This is a genomic window from Kitasatospora sp. SUK 42, assembly GCF_015776785.2.
Taxonomy (GTDB): Bacteria; Actinomycetota; Actinomycetes; order Streptomycetales; family Streptomycetaceae; genus Kitasatospora.
In genome coordinates, this window is sequence record NZ_LFMD02000003.1 from 350805 (window position 1) to 365166 (window position 14362).

Consider the following 14362-nt stretch of genomic DNA (forward strand, 5'->3'; position numbering starts at 1 on the left):
CGCTAGGCCGCCGCGCCCGTCCCGCTGAGTTCGAACCACATCCGCTTGCCGGAGCCGCGAGGCTCCACGCCCCAGGCGTCCGCCAGCGCCTCGACCAGCATCAGCCCGCGGCCGGAGGAGGCCTGCTCGCCCGGCGTCCGGCGGGTCGGCCAGAGGTCCGACTCGTCCTCCACCTCGACCCGCAGCCGGGCCCGGCCGCCGGCCGCCTCCGGCTCCCGGTAGAGCCGGGCGGTGAACATGGCGTCCCGGTCGGTGTGCCGGATGGCGTTGGTGACCAGCTCGGAGGAGAGCAGCTCGGCGGTGTCGATGAACTCGGCGACGCCCCAGCGGCGCAGCGCGTCGCGCAGCTCGGCGCGGACCTCGGAGATCCGCGCCAGGTCGGCCTGGCCGATCCGGCGGCGCAGCTGCTGGGCGGCGAGCCCGCCCGCCGGGCCGTCCCAGCGCAGGAGCAGCAGGGCTATGTCGTCCTCGCGCTCGCTGGAGTCGGCGGCCTGGGAGGCGATCCGTTCGGCCAGCTCCTCCAGCGGGTCGCGGGCCGCCTCCTCGATGGTGGGCAGCGGGCGGGCGAGCACCCGGGTGAGCCGGGCGATGCCCTCGTCCAGGTCCATGCCGCGCGCCTCGACCAGGCCGTCGGTGCACAGCAGCACGGTCTCGCCCGGGTCCAGGCTGAACCGGGTGACGCGGTACTCCTGGTCCGGGTCGATGCCCAGCGGCAGCCCGCCGGCCACCGGCACCACGGCGGCGGTGCCGTCGGCGCGGCGCACCACCGGGTCGAGGTGGCCGGCCCGGACGGCGTAGACCACTCCGTAGTCCACGTTGACCTCGGCGTAGGTGCAGGTCGCGAAGTGGTCGGTGTCCAGGTCGGCGAGGAAGCGGGAGGCGCGGGCCATCACCGCGGCGGGCGGGTGGCCCTCGGCGGCGTAGGCGCGCAGCGCGATCCGCAGCTGGCCCATGATGCCGGCGGCGTGCACGTCGTGGCCCTGCACGTCGCCGATCACCAGGCCGACGTGCCCGCCGGGCAGCGGCACCACGTCGTACCAGTCGCCGCCGATCTGGAGGCCGGAGCCGGCCGCGAGGTAGCGCACGGCGGTGGTGACGCCGGGGACGGACGGGACGGTGCGCGGCAGCATCACCCGTTGCAGGCCGGCCGCCAGCTCGTGCTCGGCGTCGTGCAGCCGGGCCCGGGCCAGCGACTGGGCGACCAGCCCGCCCAGGGTGGACAGCAGGGTGCGCTCGTCCGGGTCCAGCTCCCGCTCGTCGTCGAAGCTGACCACGCAGACGCCGATCGCCCGGCCGCTGGCCACCAGCGGCAGGTACGCCCAGGAGCCGCGGCCGTTCCGGCTGGTCTGCTCCCACACCTCCGGGTAGCCCCCGCGGAACTCCTCGCGGCTGGAGATGAAGACCGGCGTCCGCTGGCGCAGCGCCTCGGCGGCCGGGTGGCCGGCGGGCAGCACGGTGCGGTCCCAGACGGCGAGCGCCCCGGAGCGGTAGCCGGAGGCGCCGAGGATCCGGGTGCGTCCGGCCTCGAAGGCGGCGAGCACCAGGCCGTCCGGCGGCAGCCCGGGCAGCGGCAGCTCGGTGAACACCCGGGCCACGTCACGGACGGTGACCGCTTCGGAGAGGGCGCGCGCGGCCTCCTTGATGAACCGGGAGCGCTCCTCGCGCAGCAGGGCGAGCCGGTCGGCGCGGTCGCGCTTGTGCAGTTCGACGGTGGCGTCCCAGACGAAGCCGACCATCCGGGAGGCGCGGCCGAAGGCGTCTGCGAGCACCCGGCCGCGGAAGCGCACCGCGCGCATGGCGCCGTTCGACCCGACGGTGCGGTAGTAGGCGCCGCACTGGCCGAGTTCGGAGACCGCGCGCTCGACCCGGCGGCGCACCACGGGCGCGTCCTCGGGGTGCAGCAGGGCCAGGAAGGAGGCGGCGGTGCGGTCGAAGCGGCCCTTCTCCACGCTGTCCAGGCCGATGATCGAGCAGGCCCGCGGGTCGCCCTCCAGCACGTCGCGGCGGATGTCCCAGTCGAAGGAGCCGATGCCGTTGGCGGCCATCGCGGGCTCCAGCCAGTCCGGCATGTTGTCGGCGGAGGCCGGCGGCAGCCCGCCGGAGAGCGCCAGCCGTCCGGTGGCCAGCGTGGGGGACGGGCGCAGCGGGTTGCGGCGGGAGGCCTGCGCCGGGGGTCGGGCGGCGGGCTGTCGGGCGGCGGGCGGCGGCTCCACGGCGCGCGCGCCGGGTGGAAGCGCCGGCCCCGGCGACTCGGGCTCAGTGGGCATGCTGCTCCTGCCGCTGCCGCGTCGGACCGCGCCGACCGTCCGGCCGGGCCGCGTGGCGGTGTGATGGGTCGTGCTGGATCGGACGGTGTCGACGGGCGGTGGTCAGTCGAGGTTCGGCCTCCCCGCTACTTCCCGCACGTGGACACACATTCCCACCATCCTGTCCAATGTTCGGCCGAGCGGCAATGCCAAGGGTCCGGAAATCTTCCGCTCCGCCTTCTGTTCAGGGCTTGCTTCGACGACGTACCGATCGGCGGCGAAGCATCCCGCGGACCGCGCGCACGGACCGCGCCGGGGCGGCGGACCAACGGGCGGGCCGGTCCCACGACGGTTCGGTCCCATGGCGACTCGGTCCTCATGACGGATCCGGGCCACGACGGCTCGGGGCTACGGCAGCACCAGCTCGAACCAGGTGACCTTGCCGTCGCCTCTCAGCTGCACGCCCCAGGAGTCCGCGAGCGCCTCCACCAGCATCAGCCCGCGCCCCGAGGTCGCGTACTCGGCCTCGGGGTCGCGGCGGCGCCCGGGCAGCCGGCTCGCACCGTCCTGCACCTCGACCCGCAGCCGGTGGTCCGAGCCGAGCACCGCGTCGAAGACCGCACCCTTGCCGGTGTGCTGCAGCGCGTTGGTGACCAGCTCGGAGGAGAGCAGCTCGGCCGTGTCGGACAGCTCCGGAACCCCCCAGTGGCTGAGCGCCGTCCGCAGCCGGTGCCGGACCGCGCCCACCGCGACCAGGTCGGCCGGGTCCACCGTCAGGTGCAGGCGTCGGTGCAGTGCGCAGCCCGGGGCCGGCGTGCCCGGCAGGGTCGTCCCGGTGCCGACGGCCGGGCCCTGGACCGGCCCGGACCGGTAGGCGTCGCCCGAACTCGTCCGCTGCCGCGGGAATCGCGACTGACCGTCCATCAACATGCCCCCGCCCTCAAATCCGGGCCCCCGCCTCCGGATCCCCCGCCGGCCGGGTGGCCCCCTCGTTCTGACCACCCATCCTCATGCCCAGTTGACGGCGTTTGCAACAGTGTGCGTCCGATCACGTGGGGTGAAAGGGGCACGGGGAGGTTCGCGTGATCCAACTGCCCGCGCCGGACGGGTTTGCGAAGCGCAGAGGCCGTTTTCGAGGGAGCCCCCACCCGATCCCGCGCACACCCGGCGCCCGCACCGGCCGCGCGCCCGACCGCGCGCCCCATACCCGCACCGCCGCGCGCCCCGGCCGGCACCGCGCCGTCCGTACACCACCTCACGCCGCCGCACCGGACCGAGCGTCGGGCCGCTGTACCGGGCCGAGCGTCGGGCCGCCGCGCCGGGCCGAGCCGCCGGGCCGTCCACCCGACAGGCCGGACCCGCCCGAACGGGCAACGCTGGACAGGGCGCCCCCGTCCGGGTTCAATGGCCCGAGATGTTTGAACGACGTTCTAAACATCACCCCGGAAGCCCCCGGCCCCGAGCCGACCCCCCCTCCCCGGCGACCGCGAGCGAGGAACCGTGCGACTGACCCCCACCGAGCGGGACCGGCTGCTGATCTTCACAGCAGCCGAACTGGCCCGCGCCCGCCGCGCCCGGGGCGTGCGCCTCAACATCCCCGAGGCGACCGCCCTGATCGCGGACACCGTCTGCGAGGCCGCCCGCGACGGCCGGCGCCTGGCCGAGGCCATCGAGGCCGGCCGCTCCGTGCTGACCGCCGACGACGTGCTGCCCGGCGTGCCGGACGTGGTCACCGTCGTCCAGGTCGAGGCCGTCTTCGAGGACGGCACCCGCCTCGCCGTGGTCAACGACCCGTTCAAGGGCGCCGGCTCGCTCGGCGACGAGGCCCCCGGCGGCGCGCTCATCGGCGACGGCGCGGGCTACGACCCGATCGAGGAGACGCTGCTGCTCCCCGTCCACAACACCGCCGAGGTGCCGATCTCGGTCACCTCGCACTTCCACTTCTTCGAGGTCAACCCCCGCCTCGCCTTCGACCGCGCCGCCGCCTACGGCACCCACCTGGCCGTCCCGGCCGGCTCCTCGGTGCGCTTCGACCCCGGCGCCACCGTCGAGGTCGGCCTGGTGCCGATCGGCGGCGAGCGGGTCGCGATCGGCTTCGCCGGCCTGGTCGACGGACCGCTGGACGCGCCCGGAGCGAAGGAGGCCGCCCTGGAGAAGGCCCGGGCCACCGGCTACCTGACCGCCTTCGACGACACGGAGATGCCCTCGTGACCAGCATCAGCCCCCACGACTACATCTCCGTCCACGGCCCGCGCGCCGGCGACCGGATCCGGCTCGGCGACAGCGGCCTGATCGTCCGGGTCGAGTCCGACTCCCAGGCGCCCGGCGACGAGTTCCTGGCCGGCTTCGGCAAGACCGCCCGCGACGGCCTGCACCTCAAGCCCGCCGCCGTCCGCGACACCTGCGACGTCGTGATCAGCAACGTCCTGGTCATCGACGCCGTCCAGGGCATCCGCAAGACCTCCATCGGCCTGATCGACGGCCGGATCGCCTCCATCGGCCGGGCCGGCAACCCGGACACCCTCGACGGCGTGGACGTCGTCGTCGGCACCGGCACGACCATCGTCTCCGGCGAGGGCATGATCGCCACCGCCGGCGCCATCGACACCCACGTCCACCTGCTCTCGCCGCGGATCATGGAGGCCTCGCTGGCCTCCGGCGTCACCACGATCATCGGCCAGGAGTTCGGCCCGGTCTGGGGCGTCGGCGTCAACTCCCCCTGGGCACTGCGCCACGCCTTCAACGCCTTCGACGCCTGGCCCGTCAACATCGGCTTCCTGGGCCGCGGTTCGTCCTCCGACGAGGCCCCGCTGATCGAGGCGCTGGCCGAGGGCGGCGCCTCCGGCTTCAAGGTGCACGAGGACATGGGCGCGCACACCCGTGCGCTGGACACCGCGCTGCGCGTCGCCGAGGAGTACGACGTCCAGGTCGCCCTGCACACCGACGGCCTCAACGAGTGCCTCTCCGTCGAGGACACCCTGCGCGTCCTCGAAGGACGGACCATCCACGCCTTCCACATCGAGGGCTGCGGCGGCGGCCACGTCCCCAACGTCCTGAAGATGGCGGGCGTGCCGAACGTCATCGGCTCCTCCACCAACCCCACCCTCCCCTTCGGCCGGGACGCGCTCGGCGAGCACTTCGGCATGATCGTCTCCGCGCACGACCTCAAGGTCGACCTGCCCGGCGACGCCGCCATGGCCCGCGACCGCATCCGGGCCGGCACGATGGGCGCCGAGGACGTGCTGCACGACCTCGGGGTCATCGGCATCACCTCCTCCGACGCCCAGGGCATGGGCCGCGCCGGCGAGACCGTGCGCCGCACCTTCGCCATGGCCGGCAAGATGAAGGCCGAACTCGGCCCGCTCGACGGCACCGGCTCCTACGGGACCACGGACGGCGGCGACGACAACGAGCGCGTGCTGCGCTACATCGCCAAGCTCACCATCAACCCGGCCATCGCCCACGGGCTCTCGCACGAGGTCGGCTCGATCGAGGTCGGCAAGCTCGCCGACATCGTGCTGTGGCGCCCGGACCACTTCGGCGCCAAGCCGCAGCTCGTCCTCAAGGCAGGCTTCCCCGCGTACGGCGTGGTCGGCGACCCCAACGCCTCCACCGACCGCTGCGAACCCCTCGTCCTGGGCCCGCAGTTCGGCGCCCACGGGGCGACCGCCGCGGACATCTCGGTGGCCTTCGTCGCCCAGGCCGCCGCCGACGGCGCCTACCTCGACCGCCCCGCCGACGGGCTGCCCACCCGCCGCCGCCGCGTCGGCGTCCGCGGCACCCGCGGCATCGGACCGCGCGACATGGTCCGCAACGCCCGGACGGGCCACGTCGAGGTCACCGAGACCGGGCTGGTCTCCCTGGACGGCTCGCCGCTGCGCTCCGAACCCGCGGACAGCGTCTCGCTCAGCCGCCTCTACTTCCTCTGACCCCCAAGGACTCCGCGATGACCACCCCCACGCCCGCCTCCCTCGGCTACCGGATGCCCGCCGAATGGCACCCGCACGACCGCACCTGGATGGCCTTCCCCACCGCCAACCCCACCTTCGACGGCCCCGAGCCCCTGCACGCCGCCCGCCAGGCCTGGGCCGCCGTCGCCGACACCATCGTCCGGTACGAGCCCGTCACGCTGATCGTCAACACCGGCGAGACCGCGGCCGCCCGCGAGTACGTCTCCGAGAAGGTCGAGATCGTCGAGCGCCCGCTCAACGACGCCTGGATGCGCGACATCGGCCCGTCCTTCCTGATCGACGACAAGGGCTCGCTGGCCGCCGCCGACTGGATCTTCAACGGCTGGGGCGCGCAGTCCTGGGCCCGCTGGGACAAGGACCAGCACATCGCCGAGCACATCGGCGAGCTGACGGGCGTCCAGCGCTTCGCCTCCCGGCTGATCAACGAGGGCGGCGGCATCCACGTCGACGGCGAGGGCACGGTGCTGGTCACCGAGACCGTCCAGCTCGGCGAGGGCCGCAACGCGCACTGGACCAAGGAGGAGGTCGAGGCCGAGCTGCACGCCTTCCTCGGCACCACCAAGGCGATCTGGCTGCCCCGCGGACTCACCCGCGACTACGACGAGTTCGGCACCCGCGGCCACATCGACATCGTCGCCTCGTTCGTCCGCCCGGGCGTCGTCGTCGCCCACGTGCAGCCCGACCCCGCCCACCCCGACCACGAGGTCTGCCGGGACCTGGTCGCCACCCTGCGCGCCTCCACCGACGCCCGGGGGCGGCAGCTGGAGGTCATCGAACTGCCCGCCCCCACCGTCCTGCTGGACGAGGACGGCGAGCCCGTCGACTACTCCTACATCAACCACTACGTGGCCAACGGCGCCGTCGTGCTGTGCGCCTTCGACGACCCGCGCGACCAGGAGGCCGCCGCGGTCCTCGCCGAGGCCTACCCGGGCCGCACCGTCGAACTCGTCGACGCCCGCGAGATCTTCGCCAACGGCGGCGGCATCCACTGCATCACCCAGCAGCAGCCGAAGGCGCTCTGACGTCCGCACCCCCGGGCGGGAGCGGCACGCTCCCGCCCGGGTAGCCTTCTGAGCCCCCACCACCGAGGGAGAGCAGCCCCCATGGCCGACCCCCGCCCGCGCCGACCGGCGCGCCCCCGCGAGGAGGTCTACGCCACCGCCCGGGCCGCGATCGCCGAACACGGGCTCGCCAAGCTCACCATGGCCGGGCTCGGCCAACAGCTCCAGATGAGCGCCGGACACCTGCTCTACTACTTCGGCAGCAAGGACCAGCTGCTGCTGGAGACCCTCCGCTGGAGCGAGGACCAGCTCGGCGCCCGCCGCCACGAGGCCCTCGCCGACCGCTCGCTCGACCCCTGGCAGCGCCTCGACGCCTACCTGCGCCTCTACCTGCCCGAAGGGCCGGGCGACCCGCGCTGGATCCTGTGGGTCGAGGTGTGGGGCCGCTCCCCCGCCAGCGCCGAGATCCGCCGCGGCCAGCAGGAGATCGAGGCCCCCTGGCAGGCCGACCTGGTCGCCCTCATCGAGGAGGGCGCCGCCACCGGCCACTTCACCCCCGGCCCCGCCGCCGACCGCGCCCTCCAGCTCCGCGCCCTCCTCGACGGCCTCGCCGTGCCCATCGCCATCGCCCTCGACGGCACCCACCGCGACGCCGCCCTCGGCCAGGCCACCGCCGTCGCCGGGATCCTCCTGCGGGCGTGAGGCCTCACGCGGGCCGGGCCCCGTGTCCGGCCTCCCGTGTCCGGTCACTCCGTCCGTCCGGTCACTCCGTCCAGATGGCGGCGGCGGTGCGGTCGTCGGCGTAGCCCTTGGCGCGGACCTGGACCTGGCGGAGGAAGTCGACGGTGCCCGGCGGGTGGGGGTGGGCCCAGTGGGAGGAGAGGAAGTGCGCGACCGCCGGCTCGTCGGCGATCGGACGGGCCAGACCGGGGGCGCAGAGCAGCAGGATGTCGCCCGGGGTCGCGGGGACGAGACGGAAGCGGAACGGGCGCGGGTCCGGCACGGGGGCCTCGGGGGCGGACGGCTGACCGTCCGGGTGGTGGAGCAGCCGGGCCGCGTACGCGTCGATCCAGTGCCCCGAGCGCAACAGGTACAGGCCGCCCGGGCCGACACCGAAGGCCGCGCGGTAGCCCGCCGCCGGATCCAGCGACACCAGCAGGCAGTGCAGCGAGGCCGGGGACGGGGAGTCGTCCCCCTCCTCCCGGGGCGCCAGCGCGCGCAGCGGGGCGGCGGCGCTGGTGGCCAGCCGCTGGAGGCCGTAGCGCAGACGGTCCCGGGCGCCGTCGCGCAGATCGGCGGACAGGCCGGCCCGGCTGCGCCCGATCGCGGCGGCCAGCTGGCGGCAGGCCTCGCCGGTGCCGGTCGCCACGGCCCCGGCGCTGAGCGCCCCGTCCTCACCGCCTCCGTCCTCGCCGCCTCCGCCCGTGCGGTCGAAACCCGCGAGGACGGCGAGCAGCAGCCCGTCGGGGCCGTCGCCGAACCTGGTCACCAGCAGCCCGTCCCGGCGAGGCTCGCCCCGGTAACGGGCGGAGTCGCCCCGGACGGAGACGGCGCGCAGCACGGTCGTGCCGTACTGGGCGCCCTCCAGCGCGGTGTCCGGTACGACGGCGCCGAGCGCGTTCGGATCCGCCTCCGGTACGGCCGTCGGCTCGGGCCCGTACGTCGGGGGGCGCCCGCCGACGTGCGGGACGGCGGGGCCTGCGTCGGCGCGCGGGGAGCGGATCGCCAGGCGCGGGTCGGGGACGGCGGGCGCCGGTTCCGGGTCGGGCTGCGGCGCGTGGTCGGGCTCGGGCTCGGGGGTCGGCTCGGGGGTCGGCTCGGGAACGGGTTCCTCGGCGGGTTCCTGGGCGGCCGGGGGCTCGGGGGCCGGCTCGGGCTCGGGCTCCGGCTCGGGGGCCGGTTCCGGGGCGGGCTTCTCCAGGGAGACGGGGGTGGGCGGCACCTCGGGCTCGGACGCAGGTGCAGGCGCAGGTGCGGGCTCGGGCTCGGGCTCGGGCTCGGGCTCGGGCTGAGGGGCGTCGGCGGCGACGGAGGGGGCCGGGAACTGCCGGCTCTCGGGGGAGGTGCGCTGGCGCCCGATCCAGGCGGTCCCTCCGGTGGCCCCCTCGGCGGTCCCCTCGATCACCCCGACCGCGGTGTCGAACCAGTCGTCGATGCTGTCCCGCGCCGCCGGAGGTTCGGCCTCGGGTTCGAGCTCGGGCTCCAACTCCGGCTCCGCCGTGCGCTGCTGCCCGATCAGCCCGGCCGCCGTGTCGAACCAGTCGTCCACGCTGCCGTCCCCCGGGTCGGCGTGCGGGGTGTCGGGGAGGGTGCCCGCCGGGCCGTCGTAGACCGTGTCCCACCAACCGTCATCGGGCCGGTGCGGCTGTGCGGGTGCACCCTGCTTGTCCATCTGGCGGCTCCTGGTCGGTCCGTGGTCGCGCCGCCCCCGGCGGGGCCGAACTGGCGTCATTGTCTACGAGTGCAACGACGCTGTCCGGGTTTCGGCAACAACCGGTCACCGATCGGATCATCCCGGCCACCGCGTTCACCTGCCGGTTCACCGACCGCCGTGTCACCGGGGTCGCGGGGCCGTCACCGCCGCGTCCTTTTCCGTTCCGTCCGTGCTTGCCGGATGTGCCCGGAGCAGGGTGTTTCCTGAACATTGCGGGGTGCGGGCCAGCGAAAATGAGGGCCCGGGAGGGGCATCGCTTCACCCGTTCGGCTGATTAAATGTGCGCATGACCGCGTCGGCTCCCAGCTCCCCCCGACCGGGGAGGGCCGCACCGGCGGGCCGCCCGGCGGGTGCGCTGTTGGTCATGCTGCTGGTCGCGCTGCTGACGGCCCTGCCCTGCGCGGGCCAGGCGACGGCGGCGGGCGGGTCCGCCCGTCAGGCTCCGGCGCCGGTGAGCGCCGTCTCGGTGGTCAGCGTCGTCGAGGCCACCGTCGTGGCCCTGCCCGTCGAACACTCGGGCCACTCGGGCCACTCCGCCCATTCCGGCCGCGCCGCCAAGGCGTCCGAGCAGCACCCCCGGTTCGCCGAGGAGCAGGGTCACTGGATCCTGTGCACCGCCGACGGCCAGCCGCAGCGCAACAACGGCTGCTCCAGCCACCCGTACTGCGCGCAGGACGCGCAGCTGCCGAACCCGCCGCCGCAGCCGCAGCCCGCCGTGTCGCCACTGGTCGCGTCGGCGCCCGAGGCGCTGCCCCGGGTGGTGCCCGCAGGCCTGCTGGACGGCCCGCACCCGGCGCCCGATCTGCACGAACTCCAGGTCCACCGGTCCTGAGCGGAACCCACCGCCGACATCCCGTCGGCGGCTCCGCCACTCCTCCCACTCCAGCCGACCGCCGCGCCACCAGCCGTGCGCGGCGGGGACAAGGACAACCATCATGGGTTCCGCCTCCAAGCAGTCCAACAAGCCCGGCGGCAAGGGCGGCGTCGACCGCCGCGCCCGGATCGCCGAACTGCGCGCCGCCGAGCAGCGCCGCGACCGCCGCAACAAGGTCATAGCCTCGGTGGTGGCCGGTGTGCTGGTGGTCGGCGCGATCGCCACCGGCACCTGGGTCGTCATGGACCAGAACCAGAAGAAGAAGGACCGGGAGGCCGCCGCCAACGCGGACATCCCGGGTGTGAAGACCTTCGGCGACCTGAGCCGCAACCACGTCAAGGACAAGGTCAGCTACCCGATGACCCCGCCGGTCGGCGGCGACCACAACGCGATCTGGCTGGACTGCATGGGCCACGTCTACGACCAGCCGGTCGAGAACGAGCGCGCCGTCCACTCGCTGGAGCACGGCGCGGTCTGGGTCACCTACAACGGCAAGGCCACGCCGGACGACATCAAGACCCTCTCCGACAAGGTCAAGGCCACCCCGTACTCGCTGATGAGCCCCTACCCGGACGAGCAGGGCACCATCACCCTGAACGCCTGGAGCACCCAGCTGATCGTGGACAGCGCCAGCGACCCGCGGGTGAGCCAGTTCTTCACCAAGTACGTCCAGGGCAAGCAGACCCAGGAGCCGGGCGCCTCCTGCACCATGGGGCAGATGTGAGCCGCGACGACGCGGTGGACGCCGTGGACGCCGTGGAGGAGCAGGACGCGGCCGGTCAGGAACCGTCCGCCCGTTCCGGCCGCCGGCGGCTGTGGTGGCCGGCCGCGCTGGCCGCCGCGGTGGCGCTGGCGCTCGGGGTGCCCGCCCTGGTCGCGAGCGGGACGTCGGCCTCCGGCTCGGCCTCGGTGGCCGTCCCGGCGGACGACTCGCCCGAGGCCGGGTTCGCCCGCGACATGGCGACCCACCACCAGCAGGCGGTGGACCTGTCGTTCATCGTCCGGGACCGCACCGCCGACGAGCCGACCCGCACCCTCGCCTTCGACATCATCAACACCCAGGCCAACCAGCGCGGGATGATGATGGGCTGGATCGACCAGTGGGGGCTGTCCCAGCACTCGGCCGCCAAGCCGATGGCGTGGATGAGGATGGGCCACGACTACGAGGCCCACGACGGTTCGCTGATGCCCGGCATGGCCACCAACACCCAGATGGCGAAGCTGCGCTCGCTCAGCGGGCGGGACGCCGAGGTGTTCTACCTGCAACTGATGATCCAGCACCACAAGGGCGGCGTCGAGATGGCCCAGGGCTACGTCGACATGGCGAAGAACGACGTCGAGAAGCGGCTCGCCCAGTCGATGGTGACCGCCCAGACCTCCGAGGTCGAGCTGATGACCGACATGCTCAAGGAGCGCGGCGCCACCCCCGACGTGCCCGCCTCCTGACCCGCACCACGCACCACGCACCCCGGGCGGCCGGGGCGCGGCGGCGGTTCCGTACCGTCCACACCGCGCCCCGGCCGTCCGCCGTTCCCCACCCCCGGAGACCCCGCATGACCGTCATGACCGCTGACACGCCCTGGCTGATCGCCGGGCTGGGCAACCCCGGCCCGTGGTTCCGGACGACCCGGCACAACGCGGGCTTCCTGACCGTCGACCGGCTGGCCGAGCGGCACGGCGCCCGGTTCCGCCGCCGCGGGATCGCCACCATGGTCGCGGAGATCGAGCTGGACGGCCGCCGGGTGCTGCTGGCCAAGCCGCTGTGGACCATCAACCTGTCCGGCCGCCCGGTGGCCGCGCTGATGCGTCGGCGCGGGGTGCCGGTGGAGCACCTGGTGGTCGTCCAGGACGACCTGGACTTCGCGTACGGCTCCGGCAAGCTGAAGCGCGGCGGCGGGCCGGGCGGCCACAACGGGGCGCGCTCGGTGGGTGACGTCCTCGGCACCCGGGACTTCGTCCGGCTGCGGTTCGGCATCGGGCGCCCGCCGAAGGGGCAGAGCGTCGGCGACTACGTGCTGAAGCGGTTCTCGGACGAGGAGCTGGCCGCGATGCCGGAGGTGTTGGACCGCTGCGCGGACGCCCTGGAGACGCTGGTGCGGCTCGGCCTGAACCGGGCCCAGGACGCCCTGAACACGACGGTGACGCAGGGCCCGTCCCGGGGCTGAACCTGGGGGCTGAACCCGGGCTGGTCCGGGGTCCGCACCGGGTGGGGCCGAGCCGGGGGGCGAGCCGTCACCGCCCGGGCGCCGCCGGGCGGGTCAGGGCGGCGGCGGCCACCGCGACGGCCGCGAGGACGACCAGCACCGTCCGCCCACCGGACGCCCCGCCCGCCAGGTGGACACCGAGGACGGACAGCGCCATGCCGAGCGCCGTACCGAGGCTGCGTGCCATGTTCACCATGCCGCCGCCGACCGCCGAGCACTCCGCCGGGATCGCCCGCATCACCAGGGCGTTGTTGGCGGGCAGCAGCAGGCCCAGCCCGAAGCCGGCGACCAGCAGCGGGCCCGCCACCGTCGCCCCCGAGACCGGCAGCACGGCGAACAGCAGCAGCCCGGCGCCGGCGACGGCCGCGCCGAAGCGGCACCTCGTCACGTCCGACCAGCCCCGCGGCAGCAGCGCGCCGCCGACCGTCGCGGCGAGCGCGAAGGCCGCGGGCAGCAGGGTGACCAGCAGGCCCGCGCCGGCCGTCGACACCCCCGCCCCGGTGAGCAGCACCGGGCCGATCACCAGCGGGCAGAACAGCAGCAGGTAGCCGATCAGCGCGACCGCCAGCCCGGACCGCACCCCCGGGGTGTTGACCAGCCCGGGCGCCAGGATCGGCCGGGCGGCCCGCCGTTCCTGGCGCACCAGCGCCACCACGAGGACGGCCGAGGCGAGCAGCAGGACGGCGACGGCCCAGCCGGGCAGCGGCAGGCCGGAGGCGGTGGACAGGGCGAGCAGCAGCGCGGTGGTCGCGCCGGTGAGCAGCAGCATGCCGGGCAGGTCGAAGCGGGACTCGCGCGGGTCGTCGGACCCGTGGGCGCGGCGGGGCCCCGGCACGACGGCGGTGCGGGCCTCGCGGGCGCGGGGTTCCGGTGCCTCCGTACGGGTGCGGGGCAGCAGGTACCAGCCGGCCAGGATGCCGAACGCGGCGATCGGCACGTTGACCCAGAACACCCACTGCCAGGAGGCGTGCTCGATGAGCAGCCCGCCGAGGCTGGGCCCGAGCGCCAGCCCGAGGCCCTGGGCGGCGGCCTGGATGCCGAGCGCGCGCCGCATCGCGTGCTCCGGGACGCCGCGTGCCACCAGGGCGACGCTGTTGGCCTGCATCATCGCGGCGCCGACGGCCTGGACGGCCCGGCAGCCGACCAGGATCCACAGGCTGCCGGCGAACCCCGCGCCGAGCGAGGACAGGCCGAAGACGGCGAAGCCGCCGATGTACATCGTCTTGCGGCCGACCAGGTCGGAGAGCCAGCCGATCGGGGCCAGCAGGGCGACCAGGACCAGCAGGTAGGCGAGCGCGACCCACTCGACGGCGGCGAAGCCCGCGTCGAAGTGGCGGCCGAGGGCGGGGAAGACCAGGGCGATGATGCTGGCGTCGAGCTGGCCGAGGAAGGCGCCGAGGCAGACCGTGCCGACGGCCAGCCAGTGCGCGTGGCGCCAGCCGGCTATGCCGCGCGGCCGGGGCCGCTCGGTGAGCAGCCGTGTGGCAAAGGCGGTGGCGTTCATGCCACGAATATATCGGATGCAGATATGTTCTTTCTACGAGTAGATCGCACCTCGATACGAAGCGTCTCGCGGAGCGTCCACCCCCCGTCCGAGGGACGGACCGCGCCCCCGGAACCGTCGGTACCAGG

12 protein-coding genes are annotated in these 14362 nt (G+C 74.7%); 8 read left to right on the forward strand and 4 right to left on the reverse strand.

Translation table 11 applies throughout. From position 1 onward, the window contains the following. Positions 1 to 2 precede the first annotated feature (2 nt). Entirely contained in the window at positions 3 to 2267 is a 2265-nt protein-coding gene (locus tag RZ50_RS11240) for a SpoIIE family protein phosphatase (protein WP_196951816.1), read from the reverse strand. A gap of 387 nt (positions 2268 to 2654) precedes the next feature. Continuing rightward, the gene (locus tag RZ50_RS11245; RefSeq protein ID WP_254802451.1) at positions 2655 to 3176 is read right to left on the reverse strand and encodes an ATP-binding protein; all 522 of its coding nucleotides are present in this window, start codon (positions 3174 to 3176) and stop codon (positions 2655 to 2657) included. Positions 3177 to 3746: 570 nt separating this feature from the next. Between RZ50_RS11245 and RZ50_RS11250 the strand changes: the two genes are divergently transcribed. The 4 genes from RZ50_RS11250 (at position 3747) to RZ50_RS11265 (ending at position 7920) form a co-directional block, all read left to right on the forward strand. Then, a complete protein-coding gene (locus RZ50_RS11250; RefSeq protein ID WP_196951815.1) occupies positions 3747 to 4457 on the forward strand; it encodes an urease subunit gamma in 711 nt (236 codons plus the stop codon). Beyond that, a complete protein-coding gene (locus tag RZ50_RS11255) occupies positions 4454 to 6175 on the forward strand; it encodes an urease subunit alpha (RefSeq protein ID WP_374199908.1) in 1722 nt (573 codons plus the stop codon). The genes RZ50_RS11250 and RZ50_RS11255 overlap by 4 nt, the downstream gene beginning before the upstream one ends. 17 nt (positions 6176 to 6192) lie before the next feature. Continuing rightward, positions 6193 to 7239 (forward strand): agmatine/peptidylarginine deiminase, encoded by a 1047-nt coding sequence (locus RZ50_RS11260; protein ID WP_196951814.1) that lies wholly within the window; start codon positions 6193 to 6195, stop codon positions 7237 to 7239. Between the two features lie 81 nt (positions 7240 to 7320). Further along, positions 7321 to 7920, forward strand: coding sequence for a TetR/AcrR family transcriptional regulator (locus RZ50_RS11265; RefSeq protein ID WP_196951813.1), 600 nt, complete (start codon positions 7321 to 7323; stop codon positions 7918 to 7920). A gap of 61 nt (positions 7921 to 7981) precedes the next feature. On the opposite strand, the gene RZ50_RS11270 is transcribed toward RZ50_RS11265, so the two are convergent. Further along, a complete protein-coding gene (locus RZ50_RS11270; protein ID WP_196951812.1) occupies positions 7982 to 9610 on the reverse strand; it encodes a hypothetical protein in 1629 nt (542 codons plus the stop codon). Positions 9611 to 9938: 328 nt separating this feature from the next. On the opposite strand from RZ50_RS11270, the gene RZ50_RS11275 reads away from it, so the two are divergent. The 4 genes from RZ50_RS11275 (at position 9939) to pth (ending at position 12691) form a co-directional block, all read left to right on the forward strand. Further along, on the forward strand, positions 9939 to 10484 hold the full coding sequence (locus tag RZ50_RS11275) for a hypothetical protein (RefSeq protein ID WP_196951811.1): 546 nt from the start codon (positions 9939 to 9941) through the stop codon (positions 10482 to 10484). A 103-nt stretch (positions 10485 to 10587) separates the two neighbouring features. After that, entirely contained in the window at positions 10588 to 11250 is a 663-nt protein-coding gene (locus tag RZ50_RS11280) for a DUF3105 domain-containing protein (protein ID WP_196951810.1), read from the forward strand. An 89-nt stretch (positions 11251 to 11339) separates the two neighbouring features. Further along, a complete protein-coding gene (locus RZ50_RS11285; RefSeq protein ID WP_196951820.1) occupies positions 11340 to 11972 on the forward strand; it encodes a DUF305 domain-containing protein in 633 nt (210 codons plus the stop codon). A gap of 116 nt (positions 11973 to 12088) precedes the next feature. Beyond that, positions 12089 to 12691 (forward strand): aminoacyl-tRNA hydrolase, encoded by a 603-nt coding sequence (pth, locus tag RZ50_RS11290; protein WP_374199942.1) that lies wholly within the window; start codon positions 12089 to 12091, stop codon positions 12689 to 12691. Between the two features lie 67 nt (positions 12692 to 12758). On the opposite strand, the gene RZ50_RS11295 is transcribed toward pth, so the two are convergent. After that, complete coding sequence (locus tag RZ50_RS11295; protein WP_196951808.1) at positions 12759 to 14234, reverse strand: MFS transporter; 1476 nt, start codon at positions 14232 to 14234, stop codon at positions 12759 to 12761. Positions 14235 to 14362: the final 128 nt, after the last annotated feature.